This is a genomic window from Sphingobium sp. WR1, assembly GCF_059693745.1.
The window spans coordinates 26,794-48,992 of record NZ_JCATID010000016.1 but is presented as its reverse complement, the minus strand read 5'-3'; the positions used below and the strand labels follow the sequence as shown (position 1 = coordinate 48,992).

Sequence of the window (22,199 nt, the reverse complement as noted above, 5' to 3'; positions counted from 1 at the left end):
CTATGCTATCGCCAGGCGTGGAAGATCGCCCGGCGATAGCGATCCTTCTTGCGGAAGGGCATGGCCCATTTGCGCCAGCCCTGATTGTCCAGTGATTCCGGCAGAACCTGGAAGCGCGAATAACCGAAGCGCCGGCACATTTCACGCAGGGCCAATATATTGGGCGCCCAGAAATTGGTGGAATCGCGGTCCAGTTCCAACTCGGTGAACAGGCGCATGGCGGGCACCGGCTCGTGCCGTAGCGCCGTGACCGTTTCGATGACCAGATGGTCCCGGCTCATCGCCGCCGCCGCTTCCAGCGTGCGATAGGGGTCCGTCACATGGTAGAGCACGCCCAGCAGCAGCACGGTATCGAACTGCCCCAATTCCTCCACGCGATGGTCCGCGACGTCCAAGTCGAGCGAGCGCACCTTCGACTCGAAACGGGCATGGGCATGGTCGAATCCGCTCCTGTCGGCCCATCCATCGCCCGACCAGCAGAAATGGTCGGTGGCCAGCACCTGGGCCGCGCCGCGCCGTTCGGCCTCGAAGGAAAAGAAGCCGTCCCAGGCGCCGATATCCAGCACCCGCCTGCCAGTCATCGGCACACTGAAAACCTGGTCGGCTTCCTCGCGCAGCGACTCCAGCGGCTTTATGCCGTCGACACATTCGCCATCGGGAAATTCGAAACTGTGGAACCAGCGCTGGGGCAAAGGCGGCAGCGGCTTTGACTGCATCAACATAAAATCCGGTGACAGGAGAGGAAGAGGGAGAGGGTTGTTGCGGTGGATCGACAATTTGCGCGCTATCGGGTGAACAAGCCCTTCTTTCTGGACAAACGCCGCAGTATCGCTATGGCGCGCACTCCGCAACATTGCATATGAGTGGAGAGTTCAGTCATGGGTTACAAGGTCGTCGTCGTTGGTGCCACCGGTAATGTGGGCCGCGAGATGCTGACCATTCTCGCCGAACGCGAGTTCCCTATTGACGAGATCGCAGCGGTCGCCTCCGCCCGGTCGCATGGCACCGATGTCGATTTCGGCGACACCGGCAAGACCCTCAAATGCAAGAATATTGAACATTTCGACTTCAGCGGCTGGGACATCGCCCTGTTCGCTGCGGGCAGCGGCCCGACGGCCGAATATGCGCCCAAGGCGGCGGCGGCCGGCTGCGTGGTGATCGACAATTCGTCGCTCTATCGCATGGACCCCGACGTGCCCCTGGTCGTGCCCGAAGTGAACCCGGACGCGATCGACGGCTATGTGAAGAAGAACATCATCGCGAATCCGAACTGCTCGACCGCGCAGATGGTCGTGGCGCTGAAGCCCCTGCATGACGCCGCGAAGATCAAGCGTGTCGTCGTGGCCACCTACCAGTCGGTGTCCGGCGCGGGCAAGGCGGGCATGGACGAGCTGTTCGAACAGTCGCGCAACATCTTCGTCGGCGATCCCGCCGAACCGAAAAAGTTCACCAAGCAGATCGCCTTCAACGTGATCCCGCACATTGACGTCTTCCTGGACGATGGCTCGACCAAGGAAGAATGGAAGATGGTGGCGGAAACCAAGAAGATCCTCGATTCCAAGGTCAAGGTCACGGCGACCTGCGTGCGCGTGCCCGTGTTCGTCGGCCACTCCGAAGCGCTGAACATCGAATTCGAGAACGAGATTTCGGCCAAGGAAGCCCAGGATATCCTGCGCGAAGCGCCCGGCGTGATGCTCGTCGACAAGCGCGAGGACGGCGGTTACGTCACCCCGGTCGAATGCGTCGGCGATTATGCGACCTTCATCAGCCGCGTGCGTGAGGATTCGACCGTCGACAATGGCCTCTCGCTCTGGTGCGTCAGCGACAATCTGCGCAAGGGCGCGGCGCTGAATGCGGTGCAGATCGCAGAACTGCTGGGCCGCCGTCACCTTAAAAAGGGCTAAGTCGCCCCTATGATCTCCGGCGCCGTCGCGATGTGGAAAGCCCTTCCGCTCGCGCAGCGCCGGATGATCGCGTTGCTGCTGGTGGCGGTCGGCCTCGCCAACATTGCACAGCCCTATCCCGATCTCGCGCCGCTCCAGCATGGGCCGACGCTTCTCCTGATCGTCGCGGCCCCATGGTTGCTGCGGCGCTGGCCGCTCTCCACATCCGCCGTCGCCTGCATCTGGCTGCTCCTGCTGCTCCACACGCTGGGCGCGCGCTGGATCTATAGCTATGTGCCCTATGACGACTGGGCGCGGGCGATCAGTGGGCATGATATCTCCAGCATTTTCGGCATGAAGCGCAACGGCTATGACCGGCTGGTCCATTTCGCTTTCGGCGCGCTGCTGACGCTGCCGATAGCCGAGAGCGCGCGACGTCATGGCGGACTGTCCTGGCGCTGGAGCCTGAGCTTCGCCTTCGCCGCCATCGGCCTGGGCAGCGCGCTCTACGAAATCTTCGAATGGCTGCTCACTATCGTCGTGGCGGGCGAGACGGCCGACTATTATAACGGCCAGCAGGGTGACGTCTGGGATGCGCAGAAGGACATGGCCATCGCCCAGGTCGGCAGCGTGCTCGCCGTCATCGCACTCTTGCGCCGCAAGGGCTGACGCCATATCGGCAAGCCGTCCCCGCCCGATAAGACCCGCCCGATAAGGAATACCCCCGATGACCGACCTCCAGATCGAACGCCATGACATCAAGGGGCGGGACGGGCTGCCGATCGCGGTGCATGTCGTGGGAGAGGGGCGCGACCTGGTCCTGATCCACGGCTATTTCTCCAACGCCTTCACCAACTGGATTCGCTACGGTCATGCCGCCAAGCTGGTGGAGGCGGGATTCCGCCTGATCCTGCCCGACCTGCGCGGCCATGGCGAAAGCGCCAAGCCGCATGACGTCGCGGCCTATCCGCCCGACGCGCTGACCGACGATAATCTGGCGCTGGTCGAACAGATGGGCCTGACCGACTATGATCTGGGCGGCTATTCGCTGGGCGCGCGGACCACGGTGCGGATGCTGGCGCGCGGCGCGACGCCGCGGCGCGTGATTCTGGCGGGCATGGGCCTCAGCGGCCTGGTCAAGACGCTCGACAAGGGCGGCTATTACAAGAATGTCCTCACCAATCTCGGCACGTTCGAGCGCGGCACCTCGGAATGGATGACCGAAGCCTTCCTCAAGACCACCAAGGGCGATCCGGTGGCGATGCTCCATATTCTCAACACGTTCGTCGACACGGATGAAGCGACGATCGCCGGTATTCAACAGCCGGTCGAAGTGATCTGCGGCGCGGACGACCGGGATAATGGCAGTGCGCAGGAACTGATCGATGTGCTGCCCAACGGCCGCTATGTCGAGGTTCCCGGCAATCACATGAATGCCGTGACCCGCAAGGAGCTGGGGCAGGCCATGGTCGACTTCCTGACCGCTTGACTGTATCGCCGGACCAAGCCACCTTCCCCTTATAACCGATAAGGGGAACCCCATGAAAATCGCACTCTCGCTGGCCGCTCTTGCGGCCGCTCTCGTTGCTTCGCCGGTGCTGGCGCAGCAGGCGGCGTCCACAGATTCCGGCGCTGCGCCTACCGCTGCCGATGCCGAGGCTTTCCTGACCAAAGCCGAAAAGAGCCTGTTCGACCAGTCGATCGTCAGCGGTCGGGCGGCGTGGATCAACGCGACCTATATCACCGACGATACCGACGCGATCGCCTCCTATTTCGGCGCGATCGATACAAAAATGCGCGTCGATTATGCGCTGGAAGCGGCAAAGTTCGCGACCGCGCCGGGCCTGAGCGAAGAAACCAGACGTCGCCTGACGCTGCTGCGCACCGCGCTGACGCTGCCCGCGCCGACGACGCCGGGCGCAGCGGAGGAACTGAACGACCTCGCGACCAAGCTCCAGTCCGCCTATGGCAAGGGCAAGGGGACGCTCAGGGGGCAGCCGATCAACGGCAGCGACATCGAAGAGCAGATGGGGGAGAACCGGAACCCCGAAGAGCTGAAGGAAATGTGGGTTAGCTGGCATGACAATGTCGGCGCGCCGATGCGGCAGGATTATGCCAGGCTGGTAAGCATCGCCAATGCCGGGGCCAAGGAGTTGGGCTTTGCCGACACCGGCGCGATGTGGCGATCCAAATATGACATGCCCGCCGATGACTTCGCCAAGCTGACCGACAGGATCTGGGCGGAAGTGAAGCCGCTTTATGACGAGCTGCATTGCTACACCCGCACCAAATTGAACGAGAAATATGGCGATGCGGTGCAGCCCGCGACCGGACCGATCCGCGCCGACCTGCTCGGCAATATGTGGGCGCAGGAATGGGGCAATATCTATGAGGTCGTGGCGCCGCAGGGGGCGGGCGACCTGGGCTATGACGTCACCGATCTGCTCAAGGCCAAAAATTATGATCCCGTCAAGATGGTGAAGGCCGGCGAGGGCTTCTACAGTTCGCTCGGTTTCACGGCTTTGCCGCAGAGCTTCTGGGATCGTTCGCAGATCGTGAAGCCCCGCGACCGCGAGGTGGTGTGCCACGCCTCCGCCTGGGATCTGGACAATAAGAACGACATCCGCATCAAGATGTGCACGAAGGTCAATGGCGATGATTTCGTCACCATCCATCATGAACTTGGCCATAATTATTACCAGCGCGCCTACCAGATACAGAAGCCGCTTTATCTCGATGGCGCCAATGACGGCTTCCATGAAGCGATCGGCGATTTCGTCGCCCTGTCGATCACGCCCGACTATCTGGTGAAGATCGACCTGCTCGATCCGGCCAAGGTGCCGGGGACGGACAAGGATCTGGGCCTGCTGCTGCGTCAGGCGATGGACAAGGTCGCCTTCCTGCCTTTTGGCCTGCTGATCGACAAATGGCGCTGGGGCGTGTTCGACGGGTCGATCCCGGAAAGCCAGTATGAAAAGAGCTGGACTGACCTGCGTCTGAAATATCAGGGCATCGTCCCGCCCGTTGCCCGCGACGAAACGAAGTTCGACGCCGGCGGCAAATATCATATTCCCGGCAACACGCCCTATACGCGCTATTTCCTGGCCCGCGTGCTCCAGTTCCAATTCTATGAAGCGGCGTGCAAGCAGGCGGGCTGGAAAGGGCCGCTGCATCGCTGCTCCTTCTATGGAAACAAGGCAGTAGGCGCGAAACTTAACGCCATGCTGGAAATGGGCGCGTCAAAACCATGGCCGGATGCGTTGCAGGCGTTCACCGGCAGCCGTGAAATGTCGGGCAAGGCGCTGGTCAATTACTTCGCGCCTCTGCAAAAGTGGTTGATTACGCAAAATAAAGGCAAGTCCTGTGGCTGGTAACGGCCAGTAAATCTTGGTAAACGGCTGATACATGAGTGTGTCGGCCGTTGTCCTCTCCCTGCTGTTCGGTACGAGCGTCGTCATGGCCATCGCCATGGCGGTCGCCTGGCTGCACTTCGGGCGCCAGAAGCATGTGCTCACCTGGACCGCATCCTACGTCGTGGCTGTGCTGCAATGGCTGGCCAATGCCGGTGGTTATTTTCTCCAGAACCGCCCCCTGTTCATCCTTGCCGGCGTCGGGCTGGTGAGCAGCGCCACGCTGCTGGCGATAGGCATCCGGCAGCGGTCGGGCCATATCGCGTCTGTCCGGCTGTTCGCGGTTCCGGCGCTTGTCGCTATCGTGGCGACCGGCATCGCCGTTTCGCCCCTGGGCAGCCAGGCGATGCAGGGCATGATCATCCCCGCTTATGTCAGCGTTCTGATGGCGATCAGCGCGATGTCGCTCTGGCCCAGGGACAGGCGCTTCACCTCGCCCGAACTCGCCTTTTTCGCATTGCTGGTCGCCTTTGCCCTTGCCCAGATGGCGTTGGCGGGATCGGCTGTCCTCATCCAGGGGCCTGATGAGGGCAAGGAATTGTATCGCGCGATCCTCAGCCTGTTCATGCCCTCAATCTATGTCGGGACGGGGGTGGCGGCCGTGCTGGTCGTCGCGGGCGATCTGGCACAGCAACTGCGCCGGCAGATGCGGCATGATCCCCTGACCGAGGTGCTCAACCGTCGTGGTCTGGATGAGGCGGCCGGACGCGCCATGGCGCAGGCGCGCCGTCACGCTCGTCCGCTTGCACTGGTGGTCTGCGATCTGGACGGGTTCAAGCTGCTCAATGACAGCCATGGCCATATCGCTGGCGACCAGGCGCTTCACGGCTTTGCCCGGCTGCTGACGCTCGCGGTGCGCAGGGGCGACATTGTCGGACGCATGGGCGGCGACGAATTTGGCCTGCTGCTGCACGACAGCGATGCCGCGATGGCGGCGGAGGTCATGGAGCGGGTGCGCGCCGAAACCAGCCACCTGCTGTTACCGCGCGTTCCCGACGTGCGGCTCAATGCCAGCTTCGGCGTCGCGGAACTGCTGGAAAGCGACAGTCGGCTTGAGGATATGGTCGCGCGTGCCGACGACGCCCTCTATGCGGCGAAGAAGGCTGGGAAGAACCGGGTCAGAATCGCGCGATCCGCGGCCTGACCCGGTGTTCGGTCAACGGAACGGCGGCTCGTTGAAGGCGCGCAGCTTGCGGCTGTGCAGCTTCGCACCTTCCTGACGCAGCAGTTCGCAGGTCATCAGGCCGACGCGCAGATGGCCCGCAATCGCCTCCTCATAGAAGCGGTTGGCCTGTCCCGGCAGCTTTAGTTCGCCGTGGATCGGCTTGTCCGAAACGCACAGCAAAGTGCCGTAGGGCACGCGGAAACGATAGCCCTGCGCCGCGATCGTCGCCGATTCCATGTCGATCCCGACCGCGCGCGACAGGCTGAAGCGCAGGGCGGAACTGGAATAGCGCAGTTCCCAGTTGCGGTCGTCGGTCGTCACCACCGTTCCGGTGCGCAGGCGGCGCCTGAAATCCTCGGGATTATTGCCGCCCAATATGGATTCTGCGGCCGTCGCCATCGCAACCTGCACCTCGGCGATGGCCGGCACCGGGATTTCGGGCGGCAGCATCTCGTCCAGCACCTTGTCGTCGCGCAGATAGGCATGGGCCAGCACATAGTCGCCAATCCGCTGGCTCGGCCGCAGGCCGCCGCAATGACCGATCATCAGCCATGCTTCGGGACGGACGACCGCCAGATGGTCGCAGATCGTCTTGGCATTGGCCGGGCCGACGCCGATATTGACCAGGGTGATGCCGCTGCGATCGGGCGCGATCAGGTGATAGGCCGGCATCTGGTGCTTGCGCCAGGCGCTGTCGGCGATCATCCCCGCCGGGTCGGCCGTTTCGGGCGTCACATAGACGCCGCCGGCTCCCGATAGGGCGGTGAAGCGGCTCCCTTCGCGCTGCAACTCCGCGCAGGCCCAGGCCACGAACTCGTCGACATAGCGATGATAGTTGGTGAACAGGATATAGCGCTGGACATGCTCGGCGGGCGTGCCGGTATAATGTTTCAGGCGCGCCAGCGAGAAATCGGTGCGCAACCCGTCGAACAGCGCGAGCGGGCGGTCGCCGTCCGCATCCGGCATGAACAGGCCGTCGGCGATCTCGTCGCCGATCTCCGCCAGTTCGGTCGCCGGAAAATAGCGCGCCAATTCGGTCGGCGGCGTGCCGTCCAGGGCGCTGATGTCCAGACCATCCAGCACATAGGGGAAGGGGATTTGCTGGTCGCTCAGGCCCGCCTCGACCTCCACGCCATAGTCGCGGACCAGCAGGTCGATCTGCTCGGCCAGATAGTCGGCGAACATCTCCGGCCGCGTCACCGTGGTCACATAGCGACCAGGCTTCGACAGGCGGGCGAAGGACCGTCCGGGCGGCGGCGCGTCGCTGTCGCTGTGATGGGTGATGCGCAGTTCGGGATAACAGAAGCGGCGGTCGATGCGCGCCTCAGGCGGCGGGATGCTGCCGTCGCGGGCATAGGCCCGCATGGCGTCGCGCAGAGTTTCGATGGATGTCCGATAGATATGGTCGAGTTGCGCGACCGTCGCGCTGCCGATGCTTTGTGTCATCGCCCCCTGTTACCGTCTTTGCATGACGGAAGGAAGACGCTGAAACGCGCGCGCGCCGGATAATGGCTCCGGCGCGCGACGAACGATCAGAGCTGTTCGAGCATATGCTCGGCCGAAGAGACCTTGAAGTCGCCCGGCGCCTCGACATTGAGTTCGGCGATGACACCGTCCTTGACGATCATCGAGAAGCGCTGGCCGCGCTGCCCCAGGCCGAACTTGCTGCCGTCCATGGTCAGGCCCACGGCCTGCGCGAAGTCGCCATTGCCGTCGGCGAGCATCGTGATCTTGCCCTCGGCGCCGGCCGATTTACCCCATGCGCCCATGACGAAGGCGTCATTGACGGCGGTACAGGCGATCTCGTCGACGCCCTTGGCCTTGAGCGCGTCGGCCTTGTCGATGAAGCCGGGCAGATGCTTGGCCGAGCAGGTCGGGGTGAAGGCGCCGGGCACCGAGAAGATGGCGACGGTCTTGCCCGCGAAATAATCGTCGGACGGAACGGCTTCGGGGCCATTCTCGGTCATCTTGGTGAAGGTCGTGCTGGGAAGGCGATCGCCCTTGGAAATGGTCATGACTTGTCTCCTGGCCTGTGGCGCGCGGGAGGTCGGGCCTGATGGGCCGGCTGTCAAGACGCGGGTGGCGGAATATGTCGCGGCGCCCCGTCATTGCGGTCGCCCGTTCTTGGCAAGGCGTCGTGGCGGTCTATATTCCTCCCATGACAGACGCGCGCTTCTTTGGCGGACATTTCCTGCTCGCCCTTCCCGGTATGCAGGACATGCGGTTCGATCATTCGGTCATCGCCCTGTGCGTTCATGATGCGCAGGGCGCCTTGGGCATCGCCGTCGGCGAAGAGTTGGAGGGCGTGAGTTTTCGCGAGTTGCTCGAAAGTTTCGACATTGACAGCAGTCAGGTGCCCGACGTGCCGGTGCTGCGCGGCGGGCCGGTGGAGCCGCGTCGCGGTTTCGTGCTGCATTCGCTTGACTGGGGCGGTCAGGACATGGTCGTCGTCGCCAACCAATGGGGCCTTTCCGGGTCGCTCGATATCTTGAAGGCGATCGCGCAGGGGCGCGGCCCCAGCCGCTATCTGATCGCCCTTGGCTATGCGGGCTGGGGGGCGGGGCAGTTGGAAGAGGAACTGACCGGCGAAAGCTGGTTCCTGGCCGATGGCGATCCGGAACTGCTGTTCGACACGCCGGCGCGCCGCAAATGGGCAGCGTCGTTCGCGGCGGCGGGGGTCGATTCGACTCATCTTGTGAGCGGCGCCGGGTCCGCCTGACCTTCTGTTCACGGCATGGAGTGATCTTCGATCTTTTATCGGACCGACGGAAACCCGGCCTTTCGAGCGATGGAAGCATACATAAAGAAAACTTTATATTGAGTTGCCATTGCGCGTGACGATTGGTAAAGCCCGACCATCGCCGCCGCTTGGGTTCCACCGGCGGCTTGGCACATTCTAAGCTAACGGAGACACGCTCGTGGCCACCGCACCCGCCACCCAGGCGCAGGATTATGTGATCGCCGACATCGCCCTTGCCGGCTTTGGTCGCAAGGAGATCGAGATCGCCGAAACCGAAATGCCGGGCCTGATGGCCCTGCGCGCCGAATTCGGCGCGGCGCAGCCGCTCAAGGGCGCGCGCATCACCGGCTCGCTGCACATGACCATCCAGACCGCCGTCCTCATCGAGACTCTGGCGGACCTGGGCGCGGAAATCCGCTGGGCCTCGTGCAACATCTTCTCGACCCAGGACCATGCCGCCGCCGCCATCGCCGCGCGCGGCATCCCCGTCTTCGCCGTCAAGGGCGAGACGCTGGAAGAATATTGGGACTATGTCATCCGCATCTTCGACTGGGGTGACACGACCTGCAACATGATCCTGGACGATGGCGGCGACGCCACCATGTTCGCCCTGTGGGGCGCGCGGGTCGAGGCCGGGGAAGAATTGTTCGCCCCGACCAACGAGGAAGAGGAAATCTTCGTCGCCACGCTGAAGCGCTTCCTGGCCGAGCGTCCCGGCTATCTGACCCAGACCGTCGCCGCCATCAAGGGCGTGTCGGAAGAAACCACCACCGGCGTCCACCGCCTTTATGAACTCGCCAAGAAGGGCAAGCTGCCTTTCCCGGCGATCAACGTGAACGACAGCGTCACCAAGTCGAAGTTCGACAATCTCTATGGCTGCAAGGAATCGCTGGTCGACGCCATCCGTCGCGCCACCGACGTCATGCTGGCCGGCAAGGTCGCCTGCGTCGCTGGCTTCGGTGACGTCGGCAAGGGCTCGGCCGCCTCGCTCCGCAACGGCGGCGCCCGCGTGCTCGTGACCGAAGTCGATCCCATCTGCGCGCTTCAGGCCGCGATGGAAGGCTATGAGGTCGTGACCATGGAAGAAGCCGCCAAGCGCGCCGACATCTTCGTCACCGCCACCGGCAATGCCGACGTCATCACGCTCGACCATATGCGCGAGATGAAGAATATGGCGATCGTCTGCAACATCGGCCATTTCGACAGCGAGATCCAGATCGCGGCGCTCAACAACCTCAAGTGGACCGAGATCAAGCCGCAGGTCGACGAAGTAGAATTCGCCGACGGCAAGAAGATCATTGTCCTGGCCAAGGGCCGCCTGGTCAATCTGGGCTGCGCCACCGGCCACCCCAGCTTCGTCATGTCTTCGTCCTTCACCAACCAGGTGCTGGCCCAGATCGAGCTGTGGACCAAGTCGGACGAGTATCAGAATGAAGTCTATGTGCTGCCCAAGCATCTGGACGAGAAGGTCGCCGCGCTGCACCTCGAAAAGCTGGGCGTGAAGCTCAGCAAGCTGAGCCAGAAGCAGGCCGACTATATCGGCGTTCCGGTCGAAGGACCGTTCAAGCCGGACCATTACCGCTACTGAGGCGGCGCAAAAAAGGGGAAGGCGGCAACGCCTTCCCCTTTTTTCTTGGCGCTTCGCCGTTACGAAGTGCAAATCTTTCCATCGCCCGCTTCCCGCTGCGCCCGACTTGCGATAGGTCGGTGCCGATTATGAACAGGGACGGGCAGGTTCGGCGAAAAGGGGGGGCAGGCGCATGACGTCCTTGTCGCCCGTCGCCGCCATCATATTCGGGGTCGTGCTGGCGGCCTGGCTAGGCGCCGCAATCTGGGCGCTGGCCAGCGGGCAGCGGATGCGCCGCGAAGGCACGCAGGCGCAGGGCAAGCTGGACCGGGTGACGGTCCTGCTGGCGTCGGCGCCGGCCGCGCCCATCATCGTGCATCCCGACGGACGGCTGGAGGCCGCGGACCGGCTTGCCAAATGGCTGGGCAAGTCGCGCGTGCCGACCTTCGTATCGGAACTGACCGCGCCCGATGGCGGACTGGAGCCGGAGGACGCCGCGCTTCTATCGCATGAGATCGCGTCGGCGCAGCGCGCGGGCAAGAGCTTCGCCCTGCCGGTGCGGGGGCTGGGTTCGTCGCGGCTTTTGCTGGTGCGCGGCGCGCCGGCCGCCCCCGACCTGGCGACCAGCGGCGGCGTCGTTCTGTGGATTTTCGACGCGACCGACAGCCAGGCCGAGATTCAGGCGCTCAAGACCCAGGTCGACCAGTTGCGCGACGCGCTGGAGGCGCTGGCGGGGCTGGTCGAGGCAGCGCCTTTCCCCATGTGGCATCGCACCCCCGACTTGCGGCTGAGCCTCGTCAACAGCGCCTATGTCCGCGCCGTCGACGGGCAGGATGCGCGCGACGTCATCATGCAGGGGATTGAGCTGGTCGAGTCGGTCGGCGGCGTTCCGCCCGAAGCGGCCGCCGCCGACGCCATGGCCCGCGACGAACCGGTCGAGCGCATGGTTCCCGCCACCATCGGGGGCGAGCGCCGCACCATGCGGGTCGTCGACGTGCCGCTGGGCGAGGCCGGCATCGCCGGCTATGCGGTCGACCAGCATGAACTGGAGCAGGCGCGGGTCGAACATCGGCGGCTGGAGGCTGCCCAGCGCGACCTGCTCGACCGTCTGTCGGCCGGTGTCGCCCGCTTCGGTTCCGATCGCACATTGCGCTTCTGGAACCAGCCCTTCATCAGCCTGTTCGGGCTGCGCCAGGATGCGCTGGCCGACGCGCCCCTGTTCGAACGCGTGCTGGACCAGATGCGCGACGCCCGCCGCCTGCCGGAACATCGCGACTTTCCCGCCTGGCGGGGGGAACGGCGCAACTGGTTCCTGTCGCCCGAGCCGCTGGAAGAAAATTGGCTGTTGCAGGACGGCACCCATCTGCGCGTCTATGCTCAGCCCCTGCCGGACGGCGGACTGCTGCTGATCTTCGAGGATCGCACGGAACAGGTTCAGCTCTCGAGTGCGCGCGATACGCTGCTGCGGGTCCGCACCGCGACCTTCGACAATCTGTTCGAATCGATCGGCGTCTTCTCGGCCGACGGCCGCCTGCAAATGTGGAACAGCCGCTTCCGCACCATCTGGGGCGCGAATGAGGACATGCTGGGCACGCATCCCCGGATCGACGATCTGATGCGGGAAGTGCAGTCGCGTCTGGCCAAGCCGCAACAGTCGAACCTGGTCCGTGAACTTGTCCGCGCCGCCACGATAGAGCGCAAGCAGCGCGTCGGCCATGTCGGTTTCGCTGACGGCCGGATCTTTGAATTTGCGGCCATTCCGCTGCCCGATGGCAATGCGCTCTTCACCATGCTCGACGTGACCGACAGCCGCCGGGTGGAGCAGGTGCTGCGCGACCGCAACGAAGCGCTGGAACAGGCGGACAAGATCAAGACCGCCTTCGTCACCAATATGAGCTACGAACTGCGCACGCCGCTCACCACGATCGCGGGTTTCGCCGAGATGATGAGCGCGGGCTATGCCGGCGAACTGAGCGAGTCGGCAAAGGAGTATGTCGACGGCATCCTGCAAAGCACCGGACGCCTGTCGATGCTGATCGACAATGTGCTGGACCTGACCCAGGGGGAGGCCGGGACGCTGCCGATCGAGCGCACGATGGTCGATCTGGCCGCCGTCGCCCATGCAAGCATCGACCGGCTTCGCACCGAAGCATCGGCCAAGGGCATGGCATTCGCCGTCCAGATCGAACCGTCGCTGGGCAGCGTGCAGGGCGATGCGCGCCGGATCGGTCAGGCGATCGACCATCTTCTGGAAAATGCACTGCAATATTGCGGGCGGGGCGCCCGCATCCTGCTTCATGGCGATGGTAGCATAGACCGTGTGCGAATCGTCATTTCGGACAATGGCCCCGGCATCCCGTCATCCCAGCAGGCCGCCATCTTCGATCCGGTGGCGCGGGCGGAACAGGCGCGGGCCGGCAGCAAGGCCGGCATCGGCCTGCCGCTCGCCCGGCAACTGGCGCAGGCGCATGGCGGGACGTTGCAGCTCATCTCGGAAAAGGGGCAGGGAACCATGGTCGTGATCGAGTTGCCGCGTGGCTGAACCCGACATGCTTCTGGCGGACGAGGCGGCCATGCTCGATCTTGGCCGGCGGATCGCCGCGGATGTCCGCATCGGCGACGTGATCGCGCTGGAAGGCGGGCTGGGCGCCGGCAAGACGACGCTCGCCCGCGGGATATTGGAGGCTCTGGGCCTGGAGAGCGAAGCGCCCAGTCCCAGCTTCGCCATCGTCCAGCCCTATGACATACCCGAAGTGCGCCTGCCGGTCGCCCATGTCGATCTCTACCGGCTCGACGATGCGGAAGAAGCGGAGGAACTGGCGCTGGGCGACTATCTGATGGACAGCCTGTTGATCGTGGAATGGCCCGACCGGCTGGGCGCGGCGCTGTGGCCGCACAGCCTCCGCCTGCATATCGCAATCGAACCGGACGGCGCGCGGCGCTTGACAGCGGACGTGCCGGAGGCTTGGACGGATCGATGGTCCCAACTATGATCCCTCCCGCTTCCGCTTCGGATTTCCTGGCCAGGGCCGGCTGGCCTGACGCCGCCATCGTCCCGCTCGCGGGCGATGCGTCTTTCCGCCGCTATTTTCGCGTCGTCGACGGAGGGCGACGCGCCGTCCTGATGGACGCGCCGCCGCCGCACGAAGACCCTCGCCCCTTCATCGCCATTGCCGAGCATCTGGTCGCCGACGGCTTTGCCGCCCCCCGCATATTGTCACGCGACCTGAATGAAGGGCTGGTCCTGATCGAGGATTTCGGCGACGATCGGCTGAAGGAACATGTCGACGCCAGGCCTGATGAGGAACTGGCGATCTATGGCCGCGCGATCGAACTGCTCGCCGATCTGCACAAGCTGCCCGCCGCCGATCTGCCGCCCTATGACCGCGCCGTCTACCTGCGGGAGGTCGGCCTTGTCACCGATTGGTATTGCCCTGCGATCGGCCTTGCGGTCGACGAGGACGCCTATATCCGCGCCTGGGACGCCGTGCTGCCCATCGTGGAACAGTCCGCCAGCCCTGTCGTCACGGTGCTGCGCGACTATCATGCCGAAAATATCATGCTAATCGACCGGCCCGAAGCATGGGGACTTGGTCTGCTCGACTTTCAGGACGCTCTGGCCGGTCATCCGGCCTATGATCTCGTGTCGCTGTTGCAGGATGCGCGGCGCGACGTCCCCCTGGCGGTCGAGACGGCGATGCTCGCCCGTTACAAGGCGCTGGCGTCTCCGCCCGCCGATTTCGACGCGGCCTATGCCGTGCTCGGGGCGCAGCGCAACGCAAAGATCATCGGCATCTTCACCCGTCTCTGGAAGCGGGACGGCAAGCCGCGCTATCTATCCTACCTGCCGCGCATGTGGGGGTTGCTGGAGCGCGATCTCGCCCATCCGGCGCTCGCGCCCGTGGCGCAATGGTTCGCCGCCAATATTCCCGCCGACAAGCGCCACCATGCGCTTCAGGAGTTCGCCCCCGCATGATCGACACGGCGATGCTGATGGCCGCCGGCCTTGGCAAGCGAATGCGCCCGCTCACCGCCACCCGGCCCAAGCCGCTGGTCAAGGTCGCGGGCAAGCCGTTGATGGACCATGCGCTCGACCGGCTGGAAGCGGGCGGCATCCGCAAGGTCGTGGTCAACGTCCATTATCTCGCCGATACGATCGAAGCCCATTTGCGCGCCCGCAGGGGAGCGATGGAATTCGCGATTTCCGACGAGCGCGCCAAGCTGCTGGAAACGGGCGGCGGTCTGATGCACGCCAAGGCGCTGTTGGGCGACAAGCCATTTTTTTGCGTGAACAGTGACAATTTCTGGATCGACGGCCCCGCTGAAACATTCGCCATGATGCAGCGCGTCTGGGACCCGGAACATATGGATGCATTGCTCCTGCTGGTGCCGCAGGCGCGCGCTCATTGTCATACCGGGCCGGGGGATTTCCATATGGATGCCAATGGCCGTCTCAGTCGGCGCAAAACCGCCCATGTCGCGCCTTTCGTTTATATTGGCATCCAAATCCTCTCGCCTGCCGTGCTGCGCGATCCGCCGGCGGACGCCTTCTCGACCAATATCTTCTGGAACCGCGCGATCGAGGCCGGGCGCCTCTATGGCGTGTCTCATCAGGGGCTATGGTTCGACGTCGGCACGCCGCAGGCCATCCCCGTCGTGGAGTCGATCCTCACCCATGGGTGAGCGGACGCATCCCGCGCTCTACACCATCCCGGCGCACCGCGCCTTCGCCGACGCGCTGGTGACGGGCCTGTTGGCGCGCCATGGTCAGGATATCCGGTCGCTGGCGCAGGGCATGATCCTGTTGCCCAGCAACCGCGCCGCGCGCGCCGTGCGCGACGCCTTCGTCCGCCAGTCGAAGGGCGGCCTGCTGCTGCCCCGGCTGGTGACGATGGGCGACCCGGATCTGGGCGAGCAGGTGGGCGGCGCGCTTGACCCCTTGGGCGAAGGTGAACCGCTGCCCCCCGCCATCGCGCCAGTCCGCCGGCAGATGATCCTCGCCCGCATGGTGCAGGATGTGAAGCCGGGCACCGATGCGGCGCTCGCCTTGCAACTTGCTCAAGCCCTGGGAAGCGTGCTCGACCAGATGCAGGTGGCACAGGTGCCGGTCGGCGCGTTGCGCGACCTCAACCTGTCGGCAGAGCTGTCCGGCCATTGGCAGGCATCGCTTACCCTGTTCGAAATTCTCCTGTCGCGCTGGCCGGCGGAACTGGCGCGGCTGGGCTGCATCGACCTGGCCGACAGGCGAAACCGCCTGTTCGAGCGGCTTGCGGTGCGCTGGGGGGAGGCCCCGCCGACCGGGTTCACAGTTGCGGCGGGCATTTCCACCACGGCTCCGGCTGTCGCCCGGCTCCTGCGCCGTATCGCGGAAATGCCGAGCGGCATGGTGGTCTTCGCCGGTCTCGACCAGAATATGGACGAGCAGGCCTGGGAGGCGATCGGGCCGTTCGACCCGGACCCGCTCACCGGCCGCGCGGCCGCGCCGCATGAAACCCATCCGCAATATGCGCTGAAGCGCCTGCTCGACGGCATGAGCGCGACGCGGGACGATGTCGCGCAATGGCGGTGGGGCAGCGAGCATGACGCGCGTGCCGTGCGGGGGCGCAACATTTCCAACGCCATGCTGCCGCCGCGCCTGACCGGCCGCTGGCGCGACCTTAAGACCGCCGACCGTTCGCTTGCCGGCGTGGAAGCACTGGAGGTCGCCACGCCGGGCGAGGAGGCGCAGGCCATCGCCATCGCCCTGCGCGAGGCGCTGGAGACGCCCGAGCGGACGGCTGCGCTGGTCACGCCCGACCGGCAACTCGCGACGCGAGTATCCGCCCATCTGCGCCGCTGGGGCATAGAAGCCGACGATTCGGCAGGCCAGCCGCTGTCACGCCTGCCGCCCGGCACGCTGCTGATCGCCATGGCGGAGGCGGTGGCCGAACGCTTCGCGCCCGTCGCGCTCCTCACCCTGCTCAAACATCCGCTGGTGATGCGCGGCGAGGGCCGGCTCGCCTGGCTCGACGGCGTGCGGGGCCTTGACCTGCTGTTGCGCGGGCCACGCCCGCAGGCGGGACTGATCGGCATCGACCTCCTCCTTGAGCCGCGCGGCGACGACGATCGGCAAAAGCGGCTGCGCGCGGAGGTGCGCGACTGGTGGCCGACGGCGCGCGCCCTGCTGGACCCACTGGAGGATGGCGCCCGCGTCGCGACCGATCTCGCCGGCCAGCTCGCCATGATCCGCACCCAGGCCGGCGCCCTGTCAGGCGACATGGTCTGGTCGGGGCATCAGGGCCACGCCGCCGCCGAGATGTTCGCGGAGATGGAAGCCTTCGCGCAGGAAGGGCCGCGCCAGGCGGACATGCGCGCGCTGCCGCTGCTGCTGGACCAAATGCTGGCGGGCGTGGCCGTCCGCCCGCCGCAGGGCGGCCATCCCCGCATCGCCATATTGGGTCTGATCGAGGCGCGACTGGCGCAGGCCGATCTCATGATTCTGGGCGGCCTCAATGAAGGGACATGGCCGGGCCTGCCCGCGCCCGACCCCTGGCTGGCGCCGCGCGTCCGCCGCGAACTCGGCCTTCCGGGGCTGGAAAGCCGCATCGGCCTTGCCGCGCATGATTTCGCCAGCGCGCTGGGCGCTCCGCATGTGCTGATCACCCGCGCCCGGCGCGGCAGCGGCGGCCCGGCCGTGGCCTCGCGCTTCTGGCTGCGGTTGAAGGCGATGGCGGGCGCGCAGTGGAAGGCGGCGGATCGTTATGCCCTGCTGGCGCAGGCGATCGACCGCCCGACCATCCATAGCCCCGAACGACGGCCCGCGCCGGTGCCGCCCGCGTCGGTCAGGCCGAGCCTGATCCCCGTCACCGATGTCGACCGGCTGAAGGCCGATCCCTATGCCTTCTATGCCCGGCGTATCCTGCGTCTGGCGCGGCTCGATCCGGTCGACGCCGATGCCGGGCCGGCCTGGCGGGGCACGGCGGTCCATGAAATCCTGCAACATTGGGCAGAAGAAAAGAGGTTCGATCCGGCCGATCTGGAAGCGCGTGCCCGCGCCATGTTCGAACGGCCCGACGTGCATCCGCTGCTCCGCGCCCTGTGGCAGCCCCGCTTGATCGAGGCGATCCGCTGGATCGCCGCCGAGGTGGCAAAGGACAAGGCCGACGGCCGCGCCATATTGGCGGTCGAGCAGGAGGGGCGGGCGGAAATCGCCGGTGTGACGCTGATGGGCAAGGCCGACCGCATCGATCGCCTGCCCGACGGCCAGATCGGCATCATCGACTATAAGACCGGCAAGCCACCCAGCGCGCGGCAGGTCAAGGCGGGTTTCGCTCTGCAATTGGGGCTGCTGGGCGTGATCGCCGAACTGGGCGGCTTCGACGGGCTTGGCCCCACGCCCACGGCCGGCGATTTCGAATATTGGTCGCTCGCCAAGAAGGGCGACCAGTTCGGCTATCGGGAAAGTCCCGTCGATCCTCTGGGCAAGCGCGACAAGATCGTCACCGACGCCTTCACCGCCCATGCCCATGAACAGTTTGAAGGCGTGGCGAACGATTATCTGCTGGGAAGCGCGGCTTTCCGGGCGGAGGTCAATCCCGAACTGGCCAATTATGGCGATTATGACCAGCTGATGCGGCTGGAGGAATGGTATGGCCGCGACGATGGCTGACGGGCCGCGCCCCTTGCAGAAGCTGCTCGGCGATCAGGCGCGCGCCGCCGCGCCCGCCGCCCATGTCTGGCTGTCCGCGTCGGCCGGCACCGGCAAGACCCATGTGCTGACCGCGCGCGTCTTCCGCCTGCTGCTTCAGGGCGTGCGGCCGGAAAATATCCTGTGCCTCACCTTCACCAAGGCGGGCGCGGCCGAAATGGCCGACCGGATTCATGACCGGCTGGCCGGCTGGGTCCAGCTCGACGGTCCGGCGCTCGCCGCCGACCTGATGGCGCTGGGCGAGGATCATGGTCCGCAGATGCAGGACAAGGCGCGCCGCCTCTTCGCCGAAGTGCTGGAATCCACCGGCGGCGGCCTGCGCATCCAGACCATTCACGGCTTCTGCCAGCAATTGCTGGCGGCCTTTCCGCTGGAGGCGGAGCTGGCGCCAGGGTTCCGCCCGCTCGACCAGCGCGAACAGACGAGCCTCGCGCGCGAAACGCTGGCCGACCTTGCCGTGCGGGCGCAGGAGCAGGGGGATGAGCGGCTGATCGGCGCGTTGCAGGCGCTCAGCCTGCGCCTGGGGGAGAGTGGCGCCGAAGGCTTCCTGCTGCGCTGCGCGGGCGCGGGCGAAGCGCTGGACGCGCTTCCCGACGCCATAGCGCCATGGCTGGCCGGGGAGTTCGATCTGCCAGAAGGCAATATCGATCAATGGCTTGCCGAACAATGTTCCGACGATATCTTCGATATGCGCACGCTGGACGGCATCGTCCGCGCCAATGTCGAATGGGGCAAGGGGCGCGGGCTTGAGCGGTGCGACCGCATCGCTGCGTGGCGCGCGCTCGATCCGGCGGGCAGGGCGGGGGGCCTTGCCGATCTGCACCGTGCCTGGGCGAAGACGGACGGGGATCTGATCGACGCCAAGGGGTGGGTGCCGCCGGCCGACGGCTATCTGGACATGGCGGCGCGGCTCCACGGTCGATGCCGCGACCTGATCGCGGTCAAGCTGCGCGCCGATTATGCCGCGCTGCTGGCGCAGGCCCTGCACGCCGGGCGCGCCTATGCCCGCGATTATGCGCAGGCAAAGGCCCTGGCGGGCGCGGTGGATTTCGATGACCTGATCGCCCGGACGGCCCGCCTGCTGGAGCAGGAGGGCATCGCCGACTGGATACGCTACAAGCTGGACCAGCGGATCGATCACATCTTGGTCGATGAGGCGCAGGACACCAACGCCGCCCAATGGCGCATCGTCCGCACGCTGGCGGAGGAGTTTTTCGCCACGCAATGGGAACCGGGCGAGAAGGTCCGCACCATCTTCACCGTCGGCGACTTCAAACAGGCGATTTTCGGTTTCCAGGGCACCAGTCCCGCCAATTTCGCCGCCGCGCAAATCCTGTTCCAGCGCGACGCCGACCGGTCGGGCCATGATTTTTTCAACCTCTCGCTGGATCAGAGCTTCCGCTCGACGCCCGCGGTCCTGGATGTGGTCGATCGCACCATCGCCACGCTGCGGGCCGAACGGTTGGGGCTGGAGCCGGGCGATGTCCGGCATATCAGCGCCAACCGGCATCCGGGTGAAGTGCAGCTCTGGAAGCCCGTCATCGCCAACCTCAATGAGGATGCCGAGGGCGAGGAGGATTGGGCCGCCGATCAGGAACGTGTCCTCGCCGCCCGCATCGCGCGGCAGATCAGGCAATGGATCGACGATGGGCTGATGCTCGAAAGCCAGGGCCGCCCCGTGCGCGCGGGCGACATCATGATCCTGGTGCGCCGCCGCAGCGAACTGGCCCGCCTGATCGTCGCGCGCCTCTATGAGGAACAGGTGGCGGTGGCCGGGATCGACCGGCTGCGCCTAAACGCACCACTGGCGGTGCGCGATCTGCTGGCGGCGCTGCGCTTCGCGGTGCAGCCGGAGGATGAACTGAACCTGGCCTCGCTGCTGGTATCGCCGCTGATCGGCTGGAGCCAGGACGAACTGATGCAGCGGCTCATCGGCCGCAAGGTCGGGCTGTGGCGGCATCTCACCCAGACGCTTTCCGACACGCAACTGGCGCCGCTGCGTGGCCTGCTGGCGGCCGCCGACTTCACCACTCCCTATCGCTATCTGGAAATGATCCTGTCCGGCCCGATGAATGGCCGCCATCGCCTGGTGGCAAGGCTGGGGATCGAGGCCGCCGACCCGATCGAGGAACTGCTCAACGCCGCGCTGGCCTTCGAAGGCGACGATCATCCCTCGCTCCAGCGCTTCATCGACTGGTTCGACCGGGGCGAGGTGGAAATCGTGCGCGACGCTGCGGCGCAGGGGGACATGCTGCGGCTGCTGACGGTCCATGGCGCGAAGGGGTTGCAGGCGCCGATCGTCATTCTGGCGGATGCCTGCATGGACCCGGATGCGGGGCAGCGCGCCGACTCGCTCGAATGGAACGGCCTGCCGATCCTCGCCCCGCGCAAGGCCGAGCGGCAGGGACCGATCGGCAAGGTCGCGGAAGAGGCCGCCGAGGAGGAACGCCGTGAGCATTGGCGGCTGCTCTATGTCGCGCTGACCCGCGCGGAAGAGAAGTTGATCATCGCCGGTTCGCTCGGCCCGCGCGCCAAGGGCGAGGTCAAGCCCGAAAGCTGGTTCGCGGCGGTCGAAGGCGCCATGATCTCCCTAGGCGCGGAGTGGGAGGCCGACCCGCTCTGGGGCGCGGCGCGACGCTGGCGCGGGAGCGAGCCGTTGCAGCCCAAAAAGGCCGAGCGGGAGATGGTCGAGCAACGCGCCGCCATCGCCGAACCGGCCTGGCTGCGCGCACCCGCGCCTATCGAGGCACGCCCGCCGCGTCCCCTCGCGCCCTCGGCGCCGGTCGAGGACGATGTCCCCTATCCGCCGCCGACGCCCGCCATGCGCGCGGCGGCCGAACGCGGACGCTGGCTCCATCGCCTGTTCGAGCGGCTGCCCGACATTCCCTCCGCCCGGCGACGGGAGGCGGCAGACCGCTGGCTGGCGCAGCAGGGCGTGGACGACCAGGCCATCCGTCATGACGTCATCGACCAGGCCTTGCGCGTGATCGAAGCGCCGGCCTTTGCCGACCTGTTCGGCCCCGACGCGCTCGCCGAAGCCCCCATCGCCGCGGTTGTGGGCGAAGCGGTGATCGCCGGCACGGTCGACCGGCTCTGCATCGGCGCGGATCGTATCCAGCTGATCGATTTCAAGACCGGACGCATCGCCCCCCGGTCGCCGGACGAGGTGCCGATCGCCCATGTGCGACAGATGGCCGCCTATGTCGCCGCGCTGGAAGTGATCTTTCCCGGCCGGGCGATCGAGGCGGGGCTGCTCTACACCAGCGGCCCGCATCTGGTCGTCATGCCATCGCGTCTGTTGACGGCGCACAAGCCGGGCTTTGCGCCCACGCAGGAGAATTTGCCGCTCTGGCCCGTTGAGCCGGATGCGCGTCCATCCTAGATATCGCTAAACATAAGGAGATCAAAGCAATGGCCACCAAGGCAGTTACCGATGTCAGCTTCAAGGCGGACGTGATCGATTCCGACAAGCCCGTGCTCGTCGATTTCTGGGCGGAATGGTGCGGTCCCTGTAAGATGATCGGCCCCGCCCTGGAGGAAATCTCCGAGGAACTGGCCGACAAGGTGACGATCGCCAAGATCAACATCGACGAAAATCCCGATGCGCCGGGTCAATATGGCGTGCGCGGCATTCCGACGATGATCCTGTTCAAGAATGGCGAAGTCAGCGCGACCAAGGTCGGCGCGGCCCCCAAGAGCGCGCTCAAGGGCTGGATCGAAAGCGTCCTGTAACGAATTGGACCTCCG

Annotated in this window: 17 protein-coding genes; 14 read left to right on the top strand and 3 right to left on the bottom strand. The window is 65.6% G+C overall.

What is annotated here, in order from left to right; genetic code table 11:
- Positions 1 to 5: 5 nt before the first annotated feature.
- A complete protein-coding gene (locus tag AC58EF_RS17735) occupies positions 6 to 716 on the bottom strand; it encodes a class I SAM-dependent methyltransferase (protein WP_497277675.1) in 711 nt (236 codons plus the stop codon).
- 162 nt (positions 717 to 878) lie between these two features.
- Here AC58EF_RS17735 and AC58EF_RS17730 point away from each other — a divergent pair, with 162 nt between their 5' ends.
- From AC58EF_RS17730 to AC58EF_RS17710, 5 genes are read left to right on the top strand one after another with little or no spacing between them, the layout of a single operon-like run.
- A complete protein-coding gene (locus tag AC58EF_RS17730) occupies positions 879 to 1,904 on the top strand; it encodes an aspartate-semialdehyde dehydrogenase (protein WP_497277674.1) in 1,026 nt (341 codons plus the stop codon).
- Between the two features lie 9 nt (positions 1,905 to 1,913).
- Positions 1,914 to 2,552, top strand: coding sequence for a DUF2238 domain-containing protein (locus AC58EF_RS17725; protein WP_497277673.1), 639 nt, complete (start codon positions 1,914 to 1,916; stop codon positions 2,550 to 2,552).
- A 58-nt stretch (positions 2,553 to 2,610) separates the two neighbouring features.
- Positions 2,611 to 3,372, top strand: coding sequence for an alpha/beta fold hydrolase (locus AC58EF_RS17720; protein WP_497277672.1), 762 nt, complete (start codon positions 2,611 to 2,613; stop codon positions 3,370 to 3,372).
- A 52-nt stretch (positions 3,373 to 3,424) separates the two neighbouring features.
- On the top strand, positions 3,425 to 5,257 hold the full coding sequence (locus tag AC58EF_RS17715) for a M2 family metallopeptidase (RefSeq protein ID WP_497277671.1): 1,833 nt from the start codon (positions 3,425 to 3,427) through the stop codon (positions 5,255 to 5,257).
- A 31-nt stretch (positions 5,258 to 5,288) separates the two neighbouring features.
- A complete protein-coding gene (locus AC58EF_RS17710; protein WP_497277670.1) occupies positions 5,289 to 6,437 on the top strand; it encodes a GGDEF domain-containing protein in 1,149 nt (382 codons plus the stop codon).
- Between the two features lie 12 nt (positions 6,438 to 6,449).
- Here AC58EF_RS17710 and AC58EF_RS17705 read toward each other — a convergent pair whose 3' ends face one another.
- Together AC58EF_RS17705 and AC58EF_RS17700 are read right to left on the bottom strand one after the other, a co-directional pair.
- Complete coding sequence (locus AC58EF_RS17705; RefSeq protein ID WP_497277668.1) at positions 6,450 to 7,904, bottom strand: AMP nucleosidase; 1,455 nt, start codon at positions 7,902 to 7,904, stop codon at positions 6,450 to 6,452.
- 86 nt (positions 7,905 to 7,990) lie between these two features.
- On the bottom strand, positions 7,991 to 8,473 hold the full coding sequence (locus tag AC58EF_RS17700) for a peroxiredoxin (RefSeq protein WP_497277667.1): 483 nt from the start codon (positions 8,471 to 8,473) through the stop codon (positions 7,991 to 7,993).
- Between the two features lie 143 nt (positions 8,474 to 8,616).
- On the opposite strand from AC58EF_RS17700, the gene AC58EF_RS17695 reads away from it, so the two are divergent.
- The 9 genes from AC58EF_RS17695 to trxA all read left to right on the top strand — a co-directional run bounded on the left by AC58EF_RS17695 (position 8,617) and on the right by trxA (position 22,184).
- Positions 8,617 to 9,177 carry a YqgE/AlgH family protein gene (locus tag AC58EF_RS17695; RefSeq protein ID WP_497277666.1) on the top strand — a complete coding sequence of 187 codons (561 nt, stop codon included), beginning with the start codon at positions 8,617 to 8,619 and terminating at the stop codon, positions 9,175 to 9,177.
- A 199-nt stretch (positions 9,178 to 9,376) separates the two neighbouring features.
- Positions 9,377 to 10,786 carry an adenosylhomocysteinase gene (gene ahcY / locus AC58EF_RS17690; RefSeq protein ID WP_497277665.1) on the top strand — a complete coding sequence of 470 codons (1,410 nt, stop codon included), beginning with the start codon at positions 9,377 to 9,379 and terminating at the stop codon, positions 10,784 to 10,786.
- A 172-nt stretch (positions 10,787 to 10,958) separates the two neighbouring features.
- Complete coding sequence (locus tag AC58EF_RS17685; RefSeq protein ID WP_497277664.1) at positions 10,959 to 13,307, top strand: sensor histidine kinase; 2,349 nt, start codon at positions 10,959 to 10,961, stop codon at positions 13,305 to 13,307.
- Between the two features lie 7 nt (positions 13,308 to 13,314).
- Positions 13,315 to 13,758, top strand: a complete 444-nt coding sequence (gene tsaE, locus AC58EF_RS17680) for a tRNA (adenosine(37)-N6)-threonylcarbamoyltransferase complex ATPase subunit type 1 TsaE (protein ID WP_497277756.1) — start codon at positions 13,315 to 13,317, stop codon at positions 13,756 to 13,758.
- A complete protein-coding gene (locus AC58EF_RS17675) occupies positions 13,755 to 14,741 on the top strand; it encodes an aminoglycoside phosphotransferase family protein (protein WP_497277663.1) in 987 nt (328 codons plus the stop codon). Before tsaE ends, AC58EF_RS17675 begins: the two co-directional genes overlap by 4 nt.
- Entirely contained in the window at positions 14,738 to 15,448 is a 711-nt protein-coding gene (locus AC58EF_RS17670; RefSeq protein WP_497277662.1) for a nucleotidyltransferase family protein, read from the top strand. The genes AC58EF_RS17675 and AC58EF_RS17670 overlap by 4 nt, the downstream gene beginning before the upstream one ends.
- Entirely contained in the window at positions 15,441 to 18,413 is a 2,973-nt protein-coding gene (addB, locus tag AC58EF_RS17665) for a double-strand break repair protein AddB (RefSeq protein WP_497277661.1), read from the top strand. Before AC58EF_RS17670 ends, addB begins: the two co-directional genes overlap by 8 nt.
- Positions 18,394 to 21,834, top strand: a complete 3,441-nt coding sequence (addA, locus tag AC58EF_RS17660; protein WP_497277660.1) for a double-strand break repair helicase AddA — start codon at positions 18,394 to 18,396, stop codon at positions 21,832 to 21,834. Before addB ends, addA begins: the two co-directional genes overlap by 20 nt.
- Positions 21,835 to 21,863: 29 nt before the next feature.
- Positions 21,864 to 22,184 (top strand): thioredoxin TrxA, encoded by a 321-nt coding sequence (trxA, locus tag AC58EF_RS17655; protein ID WP_066859441.1) that lies wholly within the window; start codon positions 21,864 to 21,866, stop codon positions 22,182 to 22,184.
- Positions 22,185 to 22,199: the final 15 nt, after the last annotated feature.

What these genes read in the sequence shown, in the direction of transcription:
- AC58EF_RS17730 (WP_497277674.1), top strand. Translation starts at nt 879, where the DNA reads ATGGGTTACAAGGTCGTCGTCGTTGGTGCCACCGGTAATGTGGGCCGC.
- AC58EF_RS17720 (WP_497277672.1), top strand. Translation starts at nt 2,611, where the DNA reads ATGACCGACCTCCAGATCGAACGCCATGACATCAAGGGGCGGGACGGG.
- AC58EF_RS17700 (WP_497277667.1), bottom strand. Translation starts at nt 8,473, where the DNA reads ATGACCATTTCCAAGGGCGATCGCCTTCCCAGCACGACCTTCACCAAG.
- addB (WP_497277661.1), top strand. Translation starts at nt 15,441, where the DNA reads ATGGGTGAGCGGACGCATCCCGCGCTCTACACCATCCCGGCGCACCGC.
- AC58EF_RS17675 (WP_497277663.1), top strand. Translation starts at nt 13,755, where the DNA reads ATGATCCCTCCCGCTTCCGCTTCGGATTTCCTGGCCAGGGCCGGCTGG.
- addA (WP_497277660.1), top strand. Translation starts at nt 18,394, where the DNA reads ATGGCCGCGACGATGGCTGACGGGCCGCGCCCCTTGCAGAAGCTGCTC.
- AC58EF_RS17725 (WP_497277673.1), top strand. Translation starts at nt 1,914, where the DNA reads ATGATCTCCGGCGCCGTCGCGATGTGGAAAGCCCTTCCGCTCGCGCAG.
- AC58EF_RS17710 (WP_497277670.1), top strand. Translation starts at nt 5,289, where the DNA reads ATGAGTGTGTCGGCCGTTGTCCTCTCCCTGCTGTTCGGTACGAGCGTC.
- AC58EF_RS17685 (WP_497277664.1), top strand. Translation starts at nt 10,959, where the DNA reads ATGACGTCCTTGTCGCCCGTCGCCGCCATCATATTCGGGGTCGTGCTG.
- tsaE (WP_497277756.1), top strand. Translation starts at nt 13,315, where the DNA reads ATGCTTCTGGCGGACGAGGCGGCCATGCTCGATCTTGGCCGGCGGATC.
- AC58EF_RS17670 (WP_497277662.1), top strand. Translation starts at nt 14,738, where the DNA reads ATGATCGACACGGCGATGCTGATGGCCGCCGGCCTTGGCAAGCGAATG.
- AC58EF_RS17735 (WP_497277675.1), bottom strand. Translation starts at nt 716, where the DNA reads ATGCAGTCAAAGCCGCTGCCGCCTTTGCCCCAGCGCTGGTTCCACAGT.
- AC58EF_RS17705 (WP_497277668.1), bottom strand. Translation starts at nt 7,904, where the DNA reads ATGACACAAAGCATCGGCAGCGCGACGGTCGCGCAACTCGACCATATC.
- AC58EF_RS17715 (WP_497277671.1), top strand. Translation starts at nt 3,425, where the DNA reads ATGAAAATCGCACTCTCGCTGGCCGCTCTTGCGGCCGCTCTCGTTGCT.
- AC58EF_RS17695 (WP_497277666.1), top strand. Translation starts at nt 8,617, where the DNA reads ATGACAGACGCGCGCTTCTTTGGCGGACATTTCCTGCTCGCCCTTCCC.
- trxA (WP_066859441.1), top strand. Translation starts at nt 21,864, where the DNA reads ATGGCCACCAAGGCAGTTACCGATGTCAGCTTCAAGGCGGACGTGATC.